Source organism: Stappia sp. G46H5W, from assembly GCF_058448995.1.
Map to the genome: position 1 here is coordinate 358712 of NZ_JBZFLL010000001.1, position 18600 is coordinate 377311.

Genomic DNA, 18600 nt, shown 5'->3' on the forward strand with positions numbered 1-18600 from the left:
GGTGTGCTTACAGGATCGTGCCGGGCTCCCCGACCCGGTAGCCGAATTCCAGCGCCGCATCCGTGATCCAGTCGATCAGCGCATCGGCAAGGCTCGACGGTGCCAGCACGTCGAAGGCCATTTCGCTCCGGCGCAGGATCACCACCGGGATCTGGTGGATCACCGACTGGGCCAGCGCTCCGGCCGGAAACGCGGCCGGGTCGAAGTCGATGGCGACCGCCTTGTTGAGCAGCGCCGGCGCCGCCCCGCCCTCGATCCGCACGATCCGGCGCGCACCGGCGAGATCGACGACGGCGGCGTCCTCCGTGTCGAGTGCGGTGTCGACGCGGGCCGTGTCCTCGGCTGCCGCACCCACATAGATGAACCGCCCGAAAGCGATCCAGCAGACCAGCGCGGAGGCGCTTTCGGTGAAGCGGCCCGGGCGGCCCGGCAGCGTCACACCGGCGAGCTCGCCGAGGCGATTCGCAACAGTTTCCAATCGGTTGGGCCAGGCGCCGACTTCCAGAAGAGCGCCGGCGGACAGCTCGCTCAAGGTCAGCGACGGGTCTTCGGCGCCCGCCGCCTCGCCGGGCACCAGCCGGCCGACCACCGGCCGGGCAACGGCGGTTTCCGGCGTCGTGCCGGCAGTCCTTTCGGCGGTGGTGGGCGGTGCGTTGCTGGCGTCAGACATGCATTCGGCTCCCGTCGGGGTCATAGAAGCAGGGATCGGTGACCGTCACCGCCACCCGCTCGTCCTTCAGCGGGAAGGCCGCCTCCAGCGGCTCGCCGTGTCGGTCACGGCCACCGGACAGGAAGGCGAGCGCTATGTTGGCGCCGAGGGCCGGCGACCACGTCACGGCGGTGACATGCCCCAGACTCGCCCCTCCACCGGGCAGGGTCAAGTGGCTGCCGGAGCGGATCGCCTGCCCGTCCCGCGATATCAGCCCCACCAGAACCGGCCTTTCCGGATCGACGAAAGCGGGACGCTGCGTCATCGTCGAGCCGACATACGGCTTCTTCCGCGACGCCATGCCGCCAAGCCCGACATCGGCCAGCGTGGTCCGACCGTCCATTTCAGCACCCGTTATATGTCCCTTCTCGATGCGCAGCGTGCCGAGCGCCTCCATGCCGTAAGGCATGATTCCATTGGGTTTTTCAGCCTCGATCAGCGCTTGCCAGACGGCAAGGCCGGCCGGCCAGTCGCAATAGACCTCGTAGGCCAGCTCGCCCGAGAAGGAAAGCCGCGCGATCATCACCGCCGCCCCGGCGATGCGTCCGCGCACGATTCCCATATGCGGGCACGCCTCGGCCGACACGTCACCCTCATCGAGCGCGGCCTGCAGCACCTTGCGCGCCTGCGGTCCCGCCACCGCCATGCCGGCGTAACGGTCGGTCACCGAGGTGACGTGGACGTTCAGGTCGGGCCAGACCACCTCCAGATAGTGCTCCATATGGGCCAGCACCGCGCCCGCATTCGCCGTCGTGGTGGTGACGAGGAAGCGGTTCGGCGCCAGCCGCCAGGCCGTCCCATCGTCGAACATGATGCCGTCCTCGCGCAGCATGACGCCGTAGCGCGCCTTGCCGACCGGCAGTTTGGCAAAGCCGCCGGTGTAAAGCCGGTTGAGGAATTCGGCGGCGTCCGGGCCCTGCACGTCGATCTTGCCCAGCGTCGAAACGTCAACAATGCCAACGCGGTGGCGCACGGCCGTCGCCTCGCGGATATAGGCATCTCGCAGGGTCTCGCCTGGCCCGATATAGGCGCGCGGGCGCATCCACAGGCCCGCCGCCATCATCTCGGCGCCCTTGGCCACATGCCAGTCATGCATCGGCGTGCGCCGCACCGGCGCGAAGTGGTGGCCGGTCTCGCGGCCGGCCAGCGCGCCGATGGTCACCGCCGTCCACGGCATGCGGAAGCGGGTCGTTCCGACCTGCGGCGCGCTCAGGCCGCGTGCCCGGGCCATCAGCGAGATCGCATTGACGTTGGAGGTCTTGCCCTGGTCGGCGGCCATGCCGAGCGTCGTGTAGCGCTTCAGGTGCTCGACCGAGCGGAAGCCCTCGCGATTGGCAAGCTCCACGTCATCCGCCGTGACGTCGTGCTGGAAGTCGACGAAGCGCTTGCCCCGGCCGGTCGCCGGAACATCGAAGAGCGGGAACGGCAGGTCGGTACCCGCCAGCGTCCCCGACAGGTCGGGCAGCGGAATTCCGCCGTTTTCCGCCGTTTTTCCGCAAGCCTCGGCTGCCTTCTGTCCGGCCTCAAGGCCAGCGGCAAGGCAGCCGACAAGGTCCAGCGTACCCGCGCAGGCACCTGCCGCCGTCCAGGCCTCGCGGGCGGTGCCCGGCACGAAGGAGTGCAGCGCCTCGTCGAAGACCGGCGCGCTGCCCGCCTGGCTCGCCAGATGCACGCTCGGCGTCCAGCCGCCGGAGACGAGAAGCGCGTCGCATCCGGGCTGCATCACATTGGCGCCGAGCACGCCGGAAACAGGGTCGAAGCCGCGAATGTCGACGCCGGCCAAGGCCTTGCGCCCTCTGGTGGCAGCGACGACCGCTCCGGTTTCGAGGCGGATGCCCCGCTCACCGAGCGCTGCGGCAAGAGCGGGAGCGATCTCGCGGCGCGGGTCGACCACCGCCTTGATCGACATGCCGAGGTCAGCAAGGCGGATCGCCGTGCGTGCGCCGCCGTCATTGTTGGCGAAGACGACGACAGAGGAGCCGACGGCAACACCGTAGCGCGTCGCATGGGCAAGCCCGGCGGAGGCCAGCATGACGCCAGGCGCATCGTTGCCGGAGAAGACCAGCGGCCGCTCGATGGCGCCGGTTGCCAGCACCACATGGCGGGCGTGGATGGTCCAGTGACGCTGGCGCGGCTCGAACGAGGCCGGCTTGCGCTTATGGTCGGCGACCCGCTCGACCGCGCCGAGCACGTTGCCGTCGAAATAGCCGTAGACGCTGGTGCGCGGCAGGATGCGGCCGCCGCCTGCCTCGATCTCGCGCAAGGCGCCGTAGACCCAATCGGCCGGCGCAAGCCCGTCGAGATGCACGCCGTCATCGAAGAGGCGCCCGCCGGGCCTTGCATTCTCGTCCGCCAGAATGACGCGCAGGCCGGCGGCAACCGCCGCGCGCGCCGCCATCAGTCCGGCCGGACCGGCACCTACCACGAGCACGTCACAGAAGGCGTTGGTCTTCTCATAGCGATCGGGATCGGCAAGATGGGTGCCGCGGCCGAGGCCCGCCGCCTTGCGGATGAAGCGCTCGCAGAAATGCCAAGTCGCCTGGCCCGTTCCCATGAAGGTCTTGTAGTAGAAACCGGCGGAAAACAGCGGCGAAAGCAGGTCGTTGACCGCCATCATGTCGAAGGAAAGCGACGGCCAGCGGTTCTGGCTCGCCGCTTCCAGCCCGCCGTACAGCTCCGTCATCGTGGCGCGGGTGTTGGGCTCCTGACGGGCGCCGTCGCGCAGCTCCACCAGTGCGTTGGCCTCTTCGGGGCCGGCGCCCATCACCCCGCGCGGGCGATGGTACTTGAAGCTGCGGCCGACCAGCACCCGGCCGGAGGCGAGCAGCGCCGAGGCCAGCGTGTCGCCGGCAAAGCCCTGCATCGGCTCGCCGTCGAAGCGGAAGGCGAGCGGCCGCGAGCGGTCGAGATGGCTGCCGCCATGGGGAAGCCGGTAGCCGCTCATGCGCCCGCTCCCGAGATGCGCGCAGCAGCCTCGCCGGCAAAGCGCCCGGCCATCTCGACGCTGCTGATCTCGTGGGTCAGCGTATCCCGCGTCACCCGCAGCCAGTGGCGGCAGCCGCCGATATGGTGCCAGAGCTCGACATGGGGCCCTCGCGGGTTTTCCCGCTCATAGACATAGGCGGCATGGGCGTCGGTGTCGGTATCGGCAAGATCCGGCCGACGAATGGTGCCGTCGCCGCCATAGGAGAACTCGGCGACGCCGCGCGGCCCGCAGCAGGGACAATGGATGCGCATGGGCGGGCGTCCTCTCAGTGCATCTTCGGATAGGGGCCGGCGCCGCGCTCGTCGAGAACGTAGCCGCGCTGGAACCGGTCGAGCGTGAAGGGGGCGTTGAGCGGGTGCGGCTCGTCCCTGGCCATGGTCCAGGCGAAGCACCAGCCGGAGGCCGGTGTCGCCTTGAAGCCGCCATAGCACCAGCCGGCATTGAGGTAGAGGCCGGGCAGCGGGCCGGTGGTGATGATCGGGCTGCCGTCCATGCTCATGTCCATGATGCCGCCCCAGTTGCGCAGCAGCCGCAGGCGCGAGACGAAGGGCAGCATCACGCTCACCTCCGACATGACATGCTCGACTACCGGCAGATTGCCCCGCTGGGCGTAGGAATTGTACTTGTCGATGTCGCCGCCGAAGACCAGCCCGCCCTTGTCGGACTGAGAGATGTAGAGATGGCCGGCGCCGAAGGTGACGACGCAGTCGAGGATCGGTTTGACCGGCTCGGAGACGAAGGCCTGCAGGACGTGGCTTTCGATCGGCAGGCGCTCGATGCCGGCGAGGCGCAGCACCTGCGAGGTGCTGCCGGCCACGGCAACGCCGACCTTGGGCGCGCGGATCTCGCCGCGCGTCGTCTCGACGCCGACGATACGCCCGCCCTCGCGCAGGAAGCCCGTGACCTCGCAGTTCTCGATGATATCGACGCCGCGCGCATCGGCAGCGCGTGCGTAGCCCCAGGCGACCGCGTCGTGGCGGGCGGTGCCGGCGCGCGGCTGCAGCAAGCCGCCGAGCACCGGGAAGCGCGCGCTCGGCGACATGTCGAGGCCCGGCACCATGCGCGCGACCTCCTCCCGGCCGAGCAGTTCCGCGTCGATGCCCTCCAGCCGCATGGAGTTTCCGCGCCGGGCGTAGTCGTCCAGCTGGGACGGCGTGTGCGCCAGGTTGAGGACGCCGCGCTGGGAGAACATCACATTGTAGTTGAGGTCGAGCGACAGGCCCTCCCACAGCTTCATCGACCACTCGTAGAAGCGGTTGTTGCCCGGCAGCATGTAGTTGGAGCGCACGATCGTCGTGTTGCGGCCGATATTGCCGGAGCCGAGCCAACCCTTTTCCAGCACGGCGATATTGGTGAGGCCGTGCTCCTTGGCGAGGTAATAGGCGGTCGAAAGACCATGGCCGCCGCCGCCGACGATGATCGCATCGTAGGCGGGTTTGGGATCGGGCTTGCGCCAGGCGGGCTGCCAGTCGCGGTGTCCGGACAGGGCGTTGCGCAGCAGCGAGAGGGCCGAATATTTCTGCAAGGGCAAGACGTCCTTCCTGATGGGCAGGCCCGGTTAAAAAAACGGAGGGCGGAGCCAGCCTACCCCGCCGACAAGAAAGGCCCAATGGCCGATATCCGTCCCGCCGCTGTCGCATATGCGACCCGCACGACAACCGGCGTTCAAGCAGCCCCTTGCGCCCGCTCGCTGCCCGCCGGCAGGCGCTCCAGCGAGGGCGCGAACTCGGTCAGCATGCGGCGGCGGAAGATCTGCACCGCCTCGCGCTGCAGGTCGTCCGGGCGGAACAGCATGAAATAGCCGAAGCCGGAGGCGGCAGTGACGGAAAGCGGAGCGGCAAGACGCCCTTCGGCGATGTCGCGCGCGGCAAGCCGGCGGTCGGCGACGACCAGCCCGCCCTCGCGGGCGGCGAAGTCCAGCGCCATATGCGCGGTGTCGAAGACGATGCCCTGCGGCAAGGTGGCGGTAACGCCGGCGGCGCGCAACAATTCCACCCAGGCGGTGTGGCGGCCCGCCTCGTTGCGGATGTGGATGACGGTCTCGCGGGCAAGCGCTGCGGCGATCCCCTCCTCCCGCACGCGCGGCGCCATGTCCGGCCGGCACAAAAGGGTCAGCTCCTCCATCCACAACAGGTCCATCACCTGGTCGGTGACACGCGGACGGGAGAAGACGACGGCCGCGTCGTGCACCGTGCTGTCGAGGCTTTCCAGCACGTAGGGCGTGTCGATCTCGATGGCGACGCCGCCTTGCGCCCGGCAGGTCTCGATGATCGGCGCGGCCATGCGGATGGCGAAGGACGGCGGCAGGGCAAGGCGCAGCGTGCCGCCGCGGTCGATCTCGCAGATGGCGTTGAGCCCGGCCTGCAGCCGGTCGAGCGCCGGGGTCACGTTGCCGATGAGGTCCTGCCCGGCGGCGGTAAGAGCCAGCGAGGAGCCGCGCCGCTCGAACAGCTGGGCGCCGATCACCTCCTCGAGGTTGAGCACATGGCGGCTGACGGCGCTCTGGGTGACACCGAGGCTCTCGGCCGCGCGGGTGAAGCTCATCTGCCGCGCGGCGGCCTCGAAGGCGCGCAGCGAGTTGAGCGGCAGACGGCGGCGGTCGATCGGGCTTGCGGTCATGCTCACGGGTTCCGGGCGGCGCGTATCCTCCCGCCGCTCGGTGAAGGCTACGACGGCAGCGTCCGGCTGCAAAGGGTTCATCGGCAGCCCTTTCCCTGTCTTCAACCGAAGCCGAGCGCGCGCTCGGCCAGCAGCAGCAGGTCCTCGTCGGTGACGAGGCGGCGGCTGGCGGCGCGCATCGGGGCGTTCTCCGGCGCGGCCATGCGCGCGGCAAGGCGTTCCGGGCTCAGCCGGTTGATGTCGGCTGCGAGCGACAGGCGGATGCCGAGACGGCGGACGAGACCGGAAAACGCCATCGGCAACTCGCCGTAATGGGCGCAGCCGAAGGCGCGGGCGACCTCCGTATAGGCCTCCTCCTCCCCTTCCATCGACCAGCCGAGCGAGGCGGCCATGCCGATGGCGACGGCGCGGCCGTGATGGATCGGCACGAGGCTTGCCAGCGCATGGGCGATGTTGTGGGCCATGCCCGTTCCGGCATTGTCGATGCCGATGCCGGCCCAGGTGGCGGCAAGCAGCATGGCGCCGCGCGCTTCCAGGTCGTTCGGCTCCGCGACGGCGCGGTCGATATGGGAGGTGGCGAGGCGGATCGCCTCATGGCAGATGCGAGAGTTCTCGGCAAAGGCGGCCCGGCCCGTCGCCGCCTCCATGGCATGGACGATGGCGTCGACGCCGCAGGCCGCCGTGAGCTGGGGCGGCAGGCCGGTGGTCAGCCGCGCATCGAGCAGGGCGACATCGGGCTTCAGCGCCGGCGCCCAGTACCAGTATTTGGTGCCGCCGGCATCGGAAATGACCGAGACGGCGGTCGCCTCGGAGCCGGTGCCGGCGGTGGTCGGCACGCAGACCAACGGCACCCGCGCCACGGGCAGCGCGGCGACGGCAAGGCGGTAGTCCTCGAGCTTTCCGCACGCGCCGATCATCGCGGCGACAAGCTTGCCCGCATCGAGGGCCGAGCCGCCGCCAAGGCAGACGACGGCGCCGACGCCCTCCTGGCGGGCGACGCGCACCGCCTCAGCCACGGCCGGCTCCTTCGGATCGCTGAAGATGGCGTCATGGGTGACGACGCGGTGGCCGCCATCCTTGAGCACGTCGGCGATGCGCTGCGTCAGCCCGATGCCGGTCAGGCCGTTGTCGGCGACCAGCAGCACGCAGGCCCCCGCCCCGGCAAGCTCGGTGACGATGGCGCCGATCTCGCTGCTGCGCCCCGGGCCCGCAACGATGCGCGGCACCTGATTGGTGGTGAAAGGCTGCATCTCCCCTCCCTGCAAAGGGTACAAAGCCGGCCCGGACGCTGCCCGCATGGGCCGCGACGGAAACCGGACGAAGGAGAAAATGCTAGGGCCGCAATGCCCTTGCACGGAAATGCAAAAAAACCATCGGCCAATGACATTATGTCGGGGGCCGGAATGGCCGTCAGGGCCTCGACACCACCTCCTCGGCACGCCTAAAGTGGAAACGCAGATATTCCAGCCCGCCGGTTCTCCACTTGGATGCCAGCGGGCGGCGACATCGGTTCGTGACGTGACTTGAGCGGCGACGCCGCGAACGGGGCTTTTTCGACGAGATGGACGACGCTCACTCCGACCAGCGGCAGGCCGGCGCGCTCGAACGGTTCTCCAAGCACCCGATCTGGGCTCCCATCGGCGCGCTGGGTACGGTCGCGGGCGTCGGTATTGCCATTTACACCTATGTCGCCACCCAGCAACAGCCCGCCCCGCCCGCAGCAACACATGTGGCAACGCCGGCAGCAGCGCCGCCGCCGGAAACGAAGGCCGCACCGCTCACAGCACCTCCGGCTGAGCAGCCGCCGAGCACGACCGCGCCGGCGCAGGTCGCACAGACAGCCCCTCCCGCCGCCGTCAAGACCACGCAGAGCCCAGCCGAGCCACCGCAGGCGGGGGCCGCAAAGGCCGATACCCGGCAGGCAGAACCTCCGCTGGCCGCCACCCCGGAGCCACTGCCCCAACCGAAAGCGGCCGCGCGTGAGCCGGCCCACGACATGCCGCTGCGGCCGCTGGAGACGCCGGCCCTGAAGACCGACGAACAGGACGCCCCTCAGGACATCGAGCTCGCCTCCCGCAGCGACCCGGGCGTTGCCGTACCGATGCACCGGACACCACAGAGCGAGGTGCAGGCGGCCGCGCCGGCGACGCCGCGCAGCATCAACGTGCTGGCATCGGAGACGTTCAGCCTGTGCGGCCATGGCGCATTCCAGGCAAGGCCGAGCGCGCTCGGCATCCTGCTGGAAAACCAGGATCGCACCTTCCCCTTCAGGCGGCAGGGAACGCTGGCGCCGTGGACCTACCGCGTGACCTCGGCCGCGCCGACACAGGTGTTTCCCGGCTGCGTCGCCACCTTCAATGTGCAGACTTCGCACGGCGTGCAATACGTCGCGATCACCGAACAACCGAACCAGACGGGGCAATAGGGCAGATGAAAAAACTCCTGGCACTCGCCATTCCGGCCTTGCTGGCCATGACGACGTCCGGATGGGCCTGCGACGAATACAAGACGATGTCGCAGGACGAACTGAAGCAGTATCGCGACGTGCTGTCGGACGCGAATGCGGACCCGATCGACCGCTTCTTCGCCTATCAGGGGCTGGCCTGCTCCGACCAGCCGGTGATGCGCGCCTACGCAACGCGCGCGGGACTGGCGAGTGCCCGCGACCCGATCCTGCGCCAGCAGATCGCCTTCGACGCGCTGATGGCGCTGCCGCGGATCGACCTGGAGCTGGCGCCGAACGGAGCCAACGAGAAGGTTCAGAGGTTTCTCAAGGACAACGGCACGGTGTTCTCCTACGAGGTGCGCTACCGCAGCCGGCAACAGGGCTGTATCGATTTCTACAACAGAGGCGCCTGCTATGAAGGCAAGTCGCTGACGCTCAAGGGCGATACGATGCTGTTCAACGTCGGCGATCTTGTCGGCACGCTGACCTTGACCGATGCGGGCGAGTATATCGGCGCGGTCCGGTTCAAGGGCAATCCGATCCCGGCGCGCATCCGCGTCTACTGAGAACGCGCAGACCGCAAGAAAACGGGCCGGCGTGCGAAAGCGCGCCGGCCCGTTCGTTCATATTGGATCCGAAGCAACGGACCTTACGCGAGACCGGCCTTGGTCAGCGGCAGGACCGCCGGCAGTTCGCCGGTGGCGGCAAGGATCGCGTTCGCCACAGCAGGACCGACCGGCGGGGTGCCCGGCTCGCCGGCGCCCGACGGGGCCTCGGCGGAGGCCAGAACCTCGACCTCGACCTTCGGCATCTCCTCGATGCGCAGCGGACGGTAGGTGTCGAAGTTCAGCTGATCCACGTGGCCGTCGGTCAGGGTGATCTCGCTGAACAGCACCGCCGCAAGGCCGTAGCCGATGCCGCCTTCCATCTGGGCCTTGACGTTGTCCGGGTTGACCGCAACGCCGCAGTCGACGGCACACCACACGTTCTCGATCCTGAAGGTTCCGTCCTCGCGGCGGCTGACCTCCGCGACCTCGGCCACATAGGTGTTGAACGACTTGTGCACGGCGATGCCGCGGAACCGCTCGCCATTCTGCGAACCAGACCAGCCGGACATCTGCGCGACCTTTTCCAGGACGCCGAGCTTGCGGGCATTGTCCTTGTCGCGCTCGGCAATGCCGGAAGGCTGGGACAGGTGACGGCGGCGGAACTCGAGCGGATCGACGCCGGCAGCGCGCGCCGCCTTGTCCATCATCGCTTCCACCACATAGCCCGTCTGGGTGTGGCCGACCGAGCGCCACCACAGCACCGGCACGCCGACCTTCGGCGAATGCAGCTCGGCATGGAAGGCCGGGATCGCGTAGCTGGCATCCTTGACGCCCTCGACCGAGGTCTCGTCGATGCCGTCATGGACCATGAACTGCTCCATGAACGTGCCGGACATCAGCGACTGCTGGACGATGCGGTGATGCCAGCCGACGAGATTGCCGTCGGCATCGAGCCCCGCACGCACCTTGTGGACGCCCATCGGCCGATAGTAGCCGGCGCGGGTGTCGTCCTCTCGGGTGTAGACCAGCTTGATCGGCTGCGACTTGCCCCAGATCTTGGCGATGCTCGCCGCCTCGAGGATGTGGCGGGCATCGGGCGATGTGCGCCGGCCGAACGAGCCGCCGCCGTAGAGCGTGTTGATCGTCACGTTCTGCACCGGGATGCCGAGCACCGTCGCCGCCGTCTGCTGGTCGACCGTCTGGAACTGCGAGGGATACCAGAGCGTTGCCCGGTCGCCCTCGACATGGATGGTAAGCACCATCGGCTCCATCATGCCATGGGCGAGATACGGGAACTCAAAGACCTGCTCGACCACCGTCGCAGCGCCCGCAATCGCAGCCTCCGCATCGCCGTCGTTGCGGAACACGGGCCCCGCCGTTTCGGCCAGTTCACGATACTCCGCGAACAGGGCATCGCTCGAACGGGTCTCGGCGCCAGCCTCGTCCCACTCGATCTCCAGCGCTTCGCGGCCCTTGATCGCCGGCCAGGTGGAGGTCGCGAGCACCGCGACGCCGTGACCCGGCACCTCCATGACATCGACGACACCCTTTACCGCCTTGGCGGCATCGGCGTTGAAGGACTTCACCTTCGCCCCGAAAGCCAGCGGACGGGTGAGCACGGCGACCAGCATGTTCTCGCGCTGGACGTCCATGCCGTAGGTGTTCGGCGCACCGACCGTCTTGTTCGGCACATCGAGCCGCGGGAAGGACTTGCCGATATAGACCCACTGGTCGGGGGACTTCAGCGTCACCTCGGCCGGAGCCTCCATCTTCGCCGCCGCCTCGGCGAATTCGCCGAACGTGCCGGATTTGCCCGAACTGTGCGACAGCGTGCCGCCCGAGACGGTGATCTCGCCGGCCGGAACGCCCCAGGCCTTTGCCGCCGCCGCAACCAGCATGGCGCGGGCCGTGGCGCCGGCCTTGCGGTACTGCTCGAAAGAGTTGGCGATGGCGGTGGAGCCGCCCGTGCCCTGCATGCCGAAGGCAAGGTTCTTGTAGCGCTCGACATCGGCCGGAGCGAACTCGGCCCGCATCTGCTCGGGGGCCGCGTCAAGTTCCTCGGCAACGAGCGTCGCAAGGCCGGTGGCGTTGCCCTGCCCCATGTCGAGATGCTTGTTCAGCACCGTGACGAGGCCGTCCGGCGAGATCCGGATGAAGGGCGTGAACGCATCTTCCGCCGCAGCCCCTTCGGCCAGTGCCGCGCCGGGCAGTGCGAGCCGCGAGCCGACGACGAGACCGCCGGCGGCGACCGCCGACATCTTCAGGAAGTTGCGGCGGGTGGGACGCGCGGCGGCATCCTGCATTCGCTTCATGACATGAAACATGAGCTCAGCCCTCCATCGTCTCGGCAGCGCGATGGATCGCCGCGCGGATACGGGTGTAGGTGGCACAGCGACAGACATTGCCGCTCATCGCCATGTCGATGTCCTCGTCGGACGGCTTCGGCGTCTCGGCCAAAAGCGCAGTGGCGGCCAGGATCTGGCCGGACTGGCAGTAGCCGCATTGCGGCACTTCGAGTTCGCGCCAGGCGTCCTGGACGGCCTTGGCCGCCTTGCCGTCGACACCCTCGATGGTGACGATGGACATGCCTTCCGCATCGCTCGCCATGGTCTGGCAGGAGCGCACGGCCATGCCGTCGAGATGGACGGTACAAGCCCCGCAAGCGGCGATGCCGCAGCCGTATTTGGTGCCGGTCATGCCGAGCTCGTCACGCAGGACCCAGAGCAGCGGCGTATCGGGATCGACATCGATCTCGCGATCCTGGCCATTGATGTTCAATCGGATCATCCGTCCCTCCTGATGAACGGTATTGACTGGATCGCACAAGTCGCCTCTCCCTGCCTTCTTCCGCCCGAAGAAGCGCAAAAAGCCGGCAGACGGGACTTGCGCGATTGCTACGCGACCTTAAGTGGGTCACGATCCATCCATCGTCCAATTGATTTTGGATATCCGGGAACATTGACGAAATGAATATATCCTCGGTCGACCTCAACCTGCTGGTGGCGTTCGACGCGCTCATGAGCGAGCGCAACGTGACGCGCGCCGCGCGGCGCATCGGCCTGTCGCAACCGGCGATGTCGAACGCACTGTCGCGGCTGCGCGCGCTCCTCGACGACGAGCTGTTCGTGCGCTCGGGGCGGGGCATGGAGCCGACCGCGCGGGCACAGTCGCTGGCCATGCCGGTGTCGGAGGCGCTGCGGCGGATCGAAGAGGCCATCGCGCCGGCGCTCACCTTCGACCCGTGCAACCTCGACCGGTCGGTGCGCATCGCGATGACCGACAATTCGATGGCGGTGCTGCTGGAGGCCCTGATCCTGCGGTTCCGCAATGCAGCGCCCAAGCTCGACCTGCACATCAAGAACTCCCGCGCCGCTGGCATGACACCGATGCTGGACGACGGCGAGATCGACATGGCCATCGGCGTTGCCGGCGAGCTGGAGGCGCGCCACCGGGCGATGCCGCTCTATTCGGACCGGCTGGTGGGAATCGCCCGGCGCGGGCGGTTCGGCCCGCAGGGGCCGACGCTGGAACAGTTCGTGGCGGCCGAGCACGTGGTGGTGACGCCGCGCCACGCCACCGGCGGCTCACTGGACCGGGAGCTTGCCAATCGCGGCCTGACGCGCCGGGTGTTCCTGACGCTGCCGCAGTTCATCATGGCGCCCTATGCGGTCGCCAAGGCCGACCTGGTCTCCTGCCTGCCGGCGCGTATCGCGCTGGCCAAGGCGGAAATGCTGGACCTGGAAATCTTCGAACCGCCGGTGGAGCTGGACGACTTCACCGTGTCGCTGATCTGGCACGGGCGCGACGATGCCGAGCCGGCCCATCGCTGGCTGCGCGAGACCGTGGCCGACGTGGTGCGTGAGGTCACGACGCTCAGCGACACCGACCGCTGGCCGGTCTGCCAGACGCTGGCCGGCATGTGCCGCCCCAATCCCGCTCCCGCCGGCGAGATGGCCGCCGAGGCGGCAGCGCAGGAGCACCCGGCCGAAACCGAGCGCGTTCCCGCGTCCGCCTGAAGCCCTGCCGGTCAGGCGCCTCTGGCGTCGACCGGGCCGTCTTCGGTGAGTTCGATGCCGGTCAACCGTCGGTCGAGATGGCGCGCGCGCCAGGACAGCATCTTTTCCGCATAGTGCAGCCGCAGCGAGGCATAAGCCGGGTCGTCCGCGACATTGCGCGTCTCGTGAGGATCGGCGGCAAGGTCGAAGAGCAGCGGCGGCAGGCCGGCGAAATGGACGTATTTCACGTCCGCATCGCGGATCACGCTCATGGAGCAGGCATCGAGCGACAGACCGAGCGCGGTCTGCGCCTCGCCGGTCGCGACCTCGCGGAAGTCGTATTCCCAGTGCGCCGCATCGCGCCATTCGGCCGGAACGCCCCCTTCTAGGAAGGCGGTCAGAGGCGCTCCGTCGAGCCATGGCGGACAGGTCGCACCGATCGCTTCCAGCACCGTCGGCATGATGTCGACGGACTCAGTGAAGGCCTCGACCGTCCGGCCATGCCCCTCCCCCTTGCGTGGATCGCGGACGATCAGCGGGATGTGATAGGCCTGATCGTAGAAGCCGAGCTTGGAGAAGAGCTGATGGTCGCCCATCATCTCGCCATGGTCGGCGGTGAGCACGACCAGGGTGTTGTCCCATTCCCCGCGCGCCTTCAGCTCGGCGACGATGCGGCCGATCTGCGCATCGACCTCGGAGACCATGCCCCAGTAGGTGGCGCGCATCTGCCGGCGCACGCTCTCGTCCCAGTCGCGCACCTTGCCCGTCGCGCCCCAGACGAAATGCGACTTGTCCTGCTGCTCGACCGCATAGCCGAGGAAGGGATGCAGGCGCGCCGCTGCCTCGGGCGTTGCCGCGCCGAGGAAGCCGGGCCCATCGGCCGGATCGTACATGGAGGCATAGGGCTCCGGCACGATGAACGGCGGGTGGGGGCGGATGAAGCTCAGATGCGCAAACCAGGGGCGCCCGCCGGCCTTGGCGCGCGCGGGCGGAGCGCTCTCCACCTCTCCGAGCCAGCGCAGGAACTCGTCGACCAGGAACGCAGTCTCGGTCTCCTCGGCCGAATAGCGCGCCGGACGGCCCGTCGGCGGATCGGCGGGACCGTCCACAGGCAGCCACATGTCCTGCGGCGGATCGGGCAGCTCGTGCCCGCGCGATGCCAGCCAGGAGAGCCAGGGGCCGTGATCCTCCGGCACGCGCACACGCACGCTCATGCCCGGCAGAATGCCCTCATAGGTGCGCAGCCAGGGATCGTCGCCAGTGACCGTGCGCGGGTCGACGGACTGGTCCGTATAGCCGAACAGCGTCGGGTCGTAGCCGGATCGGCGGGCGGCAAGCGCGATGGTGTCGTGCCGCGCATCGAGCGGCGTACCGTTGCGCACCACCCGGTTGGTCATCTGGTAGAGACCGGTATAGAGGCAGGCACGTGCAGGCGCGCAGGGCGCGGCCTGGCAGTAATGGCGGGAGAAATACACCGCTTCCCGTGCCAGGGCGTCGATATTGGGCGTGCGCACGACCGGGTGGCCGGCAATCCCGAGACAGTCGCCGCGCCACTGGTCGGCGGTGATGAGAAGCACGTTGAGAGACATCGCCAGACCTTCAAGACCAAGTTTTCGGCTGGTTAGCAGCGGAGCATTGCAGCGCGGTGACGGGACCCGAAGCTTAGGAAAAACCCTTTTGCTTTCCAACACAAACGCGCATTGCGGTCGCAATCTTCGAAGAAATAATCGCCGGCGGAGCCCGTGGCCGCGGGTCGACCCGCAAACCGGCCGGCGGGATGGTGGCGGCTGGTTCCGCAAACGGGAACGCTGTGTCGCGCCGGCCGCATCTAGCGCGAGATCCTGCAAGGGTTATCTCCCTGTCATTGCCTTGCCTTCCGCGCGGAATGGCGAGACCCTGAGGGACGGTCGCCGAACCCGGCGGCCCGTCTCATGACCAGCCGCTTGTCCCGACGCGGACAAGGCCGCCAGAGGGAGACCTGCCGATGACCTGGATGCCCGACCTCGACCCCACGCCCGGCGATGCCGGCGCCTGCGACCTGATCGACACGGTGATCGTGCCGCGTGCCCGCGACCTCGGCGGCTTCGAGGTGCGACGTGCCCTGCCCTCGCCGAAGCGGCAGATGGTCGGCCCCTTCATCTTCTTCGACCAGATGGGACCGGCCGAATTCCTCGAGACCGGCGGCATCGACGTGCGGCCGCACCCGCATATCGGCCTTGCGACCGTGACCTACCTGTTCGAGGGCGAGATCCACCACCGCGACAGCCTAGGGTCGGACCTGGCTATCCGTCCGGGCGAGCTGAACTGGATGACCGCCGGCAGCGGCATCGTCCATTCCGAGCGCGAGGACCCGCAAGTGAAGGGCCACCGGCGCAAGCTCTTCGGCATCCAGAGCTGGGTGGCGCTGCCCAAGCATGCGGAGGAAAGCGCGCCGGCCTTCGAGCATGTCGGCCGCGACGGCCTGCCGGTTCTGGAGGACCACGGCGTCAATGTGCGGGTGATCGCGGGCGACATGTTCGGCGCCCGCTCGCCGGTCAAGACCGCTTCGGAGACGATCTATGCGGACGTGACGCTGGAGCCGGGCCGCACCATGCCGGTCGACGCAACCCACGAGGAGCGCGCCATCTATACGGTCGGCGGCACCATCGAGATCGCCGGCGAGAGCTTCGAGGAAGGCCAGTTGCTGGTGTTCAAGCCCGGCGACAACATCACGGTGCGGGCGACCGGCAGCCTGCCCGCGCGCTTCCTGCTGCTGGGCGGCGAGCCGATGGACGGGCCGCGCTACATCTGGTGGAACTTCGTCTCTTCCTCGAAGGAGCGGATCGACCAGGCCAAGGAAGACTGGAAGCAGATGCGCTTCGACACCGTGCCGGGCGACGCGGAAGAGTTCATTCCGCTTCCCGGCCGCTGAGCGGCGGGCGTTCGCCCTCCGTCTCCTCCTCCGGCGCGCTGAAGATGATGTCGCCGGAGGGCGGCGTGCGCAGCGTCGCTCCGCCGACCGGGCGGTTGCGGCGGCGCCCGCTCGCCTCCTCCTCCCAGGCAAAGGGCGCGAACAGCTCCGCCGGAGCAACAAGGTCGACGACCGGAAAATCGAGGATGACGTTGAGACGGACGACGGACGCCTCGTCGCCCGTCAGTTGCGCGTCTTCCGGCAGCACGCGCAGGCGCATGCCGAACTGCTCCAGCTCCACCTCTCCGCCCTGCTCGATGGCCGCCCGGAACTCCGCCGGCCAGGGCCAGCCGTAGCGCTCGCCGACCGCATCCAGCACACGCAAGAGCGCGGCGCGGGCCGCCGGCGCCGTCTGCGGGTTGTCGCCGTTCAGCTTGATCCGCACCGTGTTGAGCGTCTGTTCCGACTGGCCGCGCAGGTTGACGAACAAGGACGAGCGCGCCCCGTCCGGCGTGGCGCGGCCGATCACCGCGAGATCGCTGACGCAGTACCAGAAGCCGGCGACGAAGGGATCGAGCCGCCATTCCGACATGGGCACGCCGAGCTCGGAGATCGCCTTGCACAGGTCGCGCGGATCGCCGCCGAAGACCCGCTTGAAGGCGGCGGGACGCTCGAGCGCGGTATCTGGCGCCTCGTCGAGAAGCCGTGCCCGCAGGCGCGGCGGCAAACCGGCGAAGGGGTCGGGCGGCGCGACCTCCACAGGGACCGGCGGTTCGACCGGCGGACGCAGGAACAGCAGCGCCCCGGCGGCCACGCCGCTGCCGATCGCCAGCAGAATCAGGGTCCTGGCGAAAATCCGGCGACGGTTCAACGCGGCGAGCGCGGACGCGCCCGGTCCCGCCACCCCGCGCAAGAGCGGAGGCAGGATCGATTTTTCCGGCCGCCCTCCACCGCGTGACGCAGCGTCTTTCGCCATTACCGCTCCCGACGGGCGTCGTGCCCGAAAATCCCGCAAGGTCTGCCTTGCGGATGCGCTGGAAACCGGTTCCGGCCTGAGGCACGATGCCGTCCCGACACCACCGGTTGCGCAGTTCAAGTCCTATCACGGGAGACCACATGCTGGAGGCGCTTTTTAGACGCGTCGAGGACAAGCGGGACGACGTCGTCGCGCTGACGCAGGACCTCATCCGTATTCCGACCATCAACCCGCCGGGCGAGGCCTATACCCCTTGCGCCGAGCTGATCGGCAACCGGCTGGCGCGGCGCGGGTTTCAGGTTCGCTACATCCGCGCAGAAGATACGCCGGGCGACAGTGCCCGCTATCCGCGGACCAATGTGGTCGCCCGCATCGAGGGTCGCCGGCCCGGACCTTGCGTGCATTTCAACTCGCATATCGACGTGGTCGAGGCCGGCCAGGGATGGACCTTCGATCCGTTCGGCGGCGAGGTGAAGGACGGCAAGGTCTACGGACGCGGCGCCTGCGACATGAAAGGCGGCCTCGCCGCCTCGATCATCGCGGTGGAGGCCTTGCTGGAAGCGGTGCCGGACTTTCCCGGCGCCATCGAGATCTCGGGCACGGTGGATGAGGAGTCCGGCGGCTTCGGCGGGGTTGCCTATCTCGCCCGGCTCGGCATGTTCTCCAAGCCGCGCGTCGACCACGTGATCATCCCCGAGCCGCTGAACAAGGACCGCATCTGCCTCGGCCATCGCGGCGTGTGGTGGGCGGAGATCGAGACGAAGGGTTCCATCGCCCACGGATCGATGCCGTTCCTGGGCGACTGCGCCGTGCGCCACATGGGGGCGGTGCTCGACCGGTTCGAGACCGAGCTGTTCCCCAAGCTTGCCGCCAAGCACACCGATATGCCGGTGGTGCCGGAAGGGGCGCGCTCCTCGACGCTGAACATCAACTCGGTCCATGGCGGCCAGCCCGAAGGCTTCGACGGATTGCCCTCCCCTTGCGTGCCCGACAGCTGCCGCATGGTCATCGACCGGCGCTACCTGATCGAGGAGAGCCTGGACGAGGTCAAGGACGAGGTGATGTCGATCCTCGACGACCTGACGCGCACGCGCCAGAACTTCGACTATCGCATCCGCGACCTGATGGAAGTGATCCCGACCATGACGGATCGCGACGCGCCGGTGGTGCGGGCGGTGGCGGACGGCATCCGCGAGGTGCTGGCCAAGAGCCCCGACTATGTGATCTCGCCCGGCTCCTACGACCAGAAGCACATCGCGCGTATCGGCCACCTGCACGACTGCATCGCCTATGGCCCCGGCATTCTCGACATGGCCCACCGGCCGGACGAGTTCGTGGGCATCGACGACATGGTCGACAGCGCGAAGGTGATGGCCCAGGCGACCATGGCGCTGCTGGGAATGGCGCGGTAGTGTGCACCGCACACGCGGG

The 18600-nt window shown here is 68.4% G+C and carries 15 protein-coding genes; 5 read left to right on the forward strand and 10 right to left on the reverse strand.

Going from position 1 to position 18600, the window contains the following annotated elements; genetic code table 11:
* Nucleotides 1-7: 7 nt before the first annotated feature.
* The 6 genes from ACVJ6E_RS01415 to ACVJ6E_RS01440 form a co-directional block, all read right to left on the reverse strand.
* Nucleotides 8-670 carry a sarcosine oxidase subunit gamma gene (locus ACVJ6E_RS01415; protein ID WP_158592760.1) on the reverse strand — a complete coding sequence of 221 codons (663 nt, stop codon included), beginning with the start codon at nt 668-670 and terminating at the stop codon, nt 8-10.
* The gene (locus ACVJ6E_RS01420; RefSeq protein ID WP_120270780.1) at nt 663-3653 is read right to left on the reverse strand and encodes a sarcosine oxidase subunit alpha family protein; all 2991 of its coding nucleotides are present in this window, start codon (nt 3651-3653) and stop codon (nt 663-665) included. The genes ACVJ6E_RS01415 and ACVJ6E_RS01420 overlap by 8 nt, the downstream gene beginning before the upstream one ends.
* Nucleotides 3650-3946 (reverse strand): sarcosine oxidase subunit delta, encoded by a 297-nt coding sequence (locus tag ACVJ6E_RS01425; protein ID WP_120270779.1) that lies wholly within the window; start codon nt 3944-3946, stop codon nt 3650-3652. Before ACVJ6E_RS01425 ends, ACVJ6E_RS01420 begins: the two co-directional genes overlap by 4 nt.
* Nucleotides 3947-3960: 14 nt before the next feature.
* The gene (locus ACVJ6E_RS01430) at nt 3961-5220 is read right to left on the reverse strand and encodes a sarcosine oxidase subunit beta (protein ID WP_120270778.1); all 1260 of its coding nucleotides are present in this window, start codon (nt 5218-5220) and stop codon (nt 3961-3963) included.
* A gap of 140 nt (nt 5221-5360) precedes the next feature.
* Nucleotides 5361-6314 carry a LysR substrate-binding domain-containing protein gene (locus tag ACVJ6E_RS01435; protein WP_158592759.1) on the reverse strand — a complete coding sequence of 318 codons (954 nt, stop codon included), beginning with the start codon at nt 6312-6314 and terminating at the stop codon, nt 5361-5363.
* Nucleotides 6315-6415: 101 nt separating this feature from the next.
* The gene (locus tag ACVJ6E_RS01440) at nt 6416-7564 is read right to left on the reverse strand and encodes an iron-containing alcohol dehydrogenase (protein ID WP_158592758.1); all 1149 of its coding nucleotides are present in this window, start codon (nt 7562-7564) and stop codon (nt 6416-6418) included.
* A 311-nt stretch (nt 7565-7875) separates the two neighbouring features.
* Between ACVJ6E_RS01440 and ACVJ6E_RS01445 the strand changes: the two genes are divergently transcribed.
* Together ACVJ6E_RS01445 and ACVJ6E_RS01450 are read left to right on the forward strand one after the other, a co-directional pair.
* A complete protein-coding gene (locus ACVJ6E_RS01445) occupies nt 7876-8739 on the forward strand; it encodes a hypothetical protein (RefSeq protein ID WP_147421918.1) in 864 nt (287 codons plus the stop codon).
* Nucleotides 8740-8744: 5 nt separating this feature from the next.
* A complete protein-coding gene (locus tag ACVJ6E_RS01450; RefSeq protein ID WP_120270774.1) occupies nt 8745-9326 on the forward strand; it encodes a hypothetical protein in 582 nt (193 codons plus the stop codon).
* A gap of 83 nt (nt 9327-9409) precedes the next feature.
* Here the strand turns inward: ACVJ6E_RS01450 and ACVJ6E_RS01455 are convergent, their stop codons facing one another.
* Both ACVJ6E_RS01455 and ACVJ6E_RS01460 read right to left on the reverse strand, forming a co-directional pair.
* On the reverse strand, nt 9410-11632 hold the full coding sequence (locus tag ACVJ6E_RS01455; RefSeq protein ID WP_120270773.1) for a xanthine dehydrogenase family protein molybdopterin-binding subunit: 2223 nt from the start codon (nt 11630-11632) through the stop codon (nt 9410-9412).
* Between the two features lie 4 nt (nt 11633-11636).
* On the reverse strand, nt 11637-12095 hold the full coding sequence (locus tag ACVJ6E_RS01460) for a (2Fe-2S)-binding protein (RefSeq protein WP_067222081.1): 459 nt from the start codon (nt 12093-12095) through the stop codon (nt 11637-11639).
* 179 nt (nt 12096-12274) lie between these two features.
* Between ACVJ6E_RS01460 and ACVJ6E_RS01465 the strand changes: the two genes are divergently transcribed.
* The gene (locus ACVJ6E_RS01465) at nt 12275-13324 is read left to right on the forward strand and encodes a LysR family transcriptional regulator (protein ID WP_120270772.1); all 1050 of its coding nucleotides are present in this window, start codon (nt 12275-12277) and stop codon (nt 13322-13324) included.
* 11 nt (nt 13325-13335) lie between these two features.
* Here the strand turns inward: ACVJ6E_RS01465 and ACVJ6E_RS01470 are convergent, their stop codons facing one another.
* Nucleotides 13336-14892 (reverse strand): alkaline phosphatase family protein, encoded by a 1557-nt coding sequence (locus ACVJ6E_RS01470; RefSeq protein ID WP_120270771.1) that lies wholly within the window; start codon nt 14890-14892, stop codon nt 13336-13338.
* A 395-nt stretch (nt 14893-15287) separates the two neighbouring features.
* Between ACVJ6E_RS01470 and ACVJ6E_RS01475 the strand changes: the two genes are divergently transcribed.
* A complete protein-coding gene (locus ACVJ6E_RS01475) occupies nt 15288-16214 on the forward strand; it encodes a pirin family protein (RefSeq protein WP_120270770.1) in 927 nt (308 codons plus the stop codon).
* On the opposite strand, the gene ACVJ6E_RS01480 is transcribed toward ACVJ6E_RS01475, so the two are convergent.
* Nucleotides 16192-17169 carry a DUF6030 family protein gene (locus ACVJ6E_RS01480; protein ID WP_147421917.1) on the reverse strand — a complete coding sequence of 326 codons (978 nt, stop codon included), beginning with the start codon at nt 17167-17169 and terminating at the stop codon, nt 16192-16194. The two genes, ACVJ6E_RS01475 and ACVJ6E_RS01480, sit on opposite strands and share 23 nt — an antisense overlap.
* 140 nt (nt 17170-17309) lie before the next feature.
* On the opposite strand from ACVJ6E_RS01480, the gene ACVJ6E_RS01485 reads away from it, so the two are divergent.
* A complete protein-coding gene (locus ACVJ6E_RS01485; protein WP_120270768.1) occupies nt 17310-18581 on the forward strand; it encodes an acetylornithine deacetylase/succinyl-diaminopimelate desuccinylase family protein in 1272 nt (423 codons plus the stop codon).
* The last annotated feature ends 19 nt before the right edge of the window (nt 18582-18600 follow it).

Coding starts and splice junctions, on each gene's coding strand:
- ACVJ6E_RS01475 (WP_120270770.1), top strand. CDS start 15,288: ATGACCTGGATGCCCGACCTCGACCCCACGCCCGGCGATGCCGGCGCC.
- ACVJ6E_RS01420 (WP_120270780.1), bottom strand. CDS start 3,653: ATGAGCGGCTACCGGCTTCCCCATGGCGGCAGCCATCTCGACCGCTCG.
- ACVJ6E_RS01450 (WP_120270774.1), top strand. CDS start 8,745: ATGAAAAAACTCCTGGCACTCGCCATTCCGGCCTTGCTGGCCATGACG.
- ACVJ6E_RS01445 (WP_147421918.1), top strand. CDS start 7,876: ATGGACGACGCTCACTCCGACCAGCGGCAGGCCGGCGCGCTCGAACGG.
- ACVJ6E_RS01425 (WP_120270779.1), bottom strand. CDS start 3,946: ATGCGCATCCATTGTCCCTGCTGCGGGCCGCGCGGCGTCGCCGAGTTC.
- ACVJ6E_RS01435 (WP_158592759.1), bottom strand. CDS start 6,314: ATGACCGCAAGCCCGATCGACCGCCGCCGTCTGCCGCTCAACTCGCTG.
- ACVJ6E_RS01465 (WP_120270772.1), top strand. CDS start 12,275: ATGAATATATCCTCGGTCGACCTCAACCTGCTGGTGGCGTTCGACGCG.
- ACVJ6E_RS01440 (WP_158592758.1), bottom strand. CDS start 7,564: ATGCAGCCTTTCACCACCAATCAGGTGCCGCGCATCGTTGCGGGCCCG.
- ACVJ6E_RS01485 (WP_120270768.1), top strand. CDS start 17,310: ATGCTGGAGGCGCTTTTTAGACGCGTCGAGGACAAGCGGGACGACGTC.
- ACVJ6E_RS01460 (WP_067222081.1), bottom strand. CDS start 12,095: ATGATCCGATTGAACATCAATGGCCAGGATCGCGAGATCGATGTCGAT.
- ACVJ6E_RS01415 (WP_158592760.1), bottom strand. CDS start 670: ATGTCTGACGCCAGCAACGCACCGCCCACCACCGCCGAAAGGACTGCC.
- ACVJ6E_RS01455 (WP_120270773.1), bottom strand. CDS start 11,632: ATGTTTCATGTCATGAAGCGAATGCAGGATGCCGCCGCGCGTCCCACC.
- ACVJ6E_RS01470 (WP_120270771.1), bottom strand. CDS start 14,892: ATGTCTCTCAACGTGCTTCTCATCACCGCCGACCAGTGGCGCGGCGAC.
- ACVJ6E_RS01480 (WP_147421917.1), bottom strand. CDS start 17,169: ATGGCGAAAGACGCTGCGTCACGCGGTGGAGGGCGGCCGGAAAAATCG.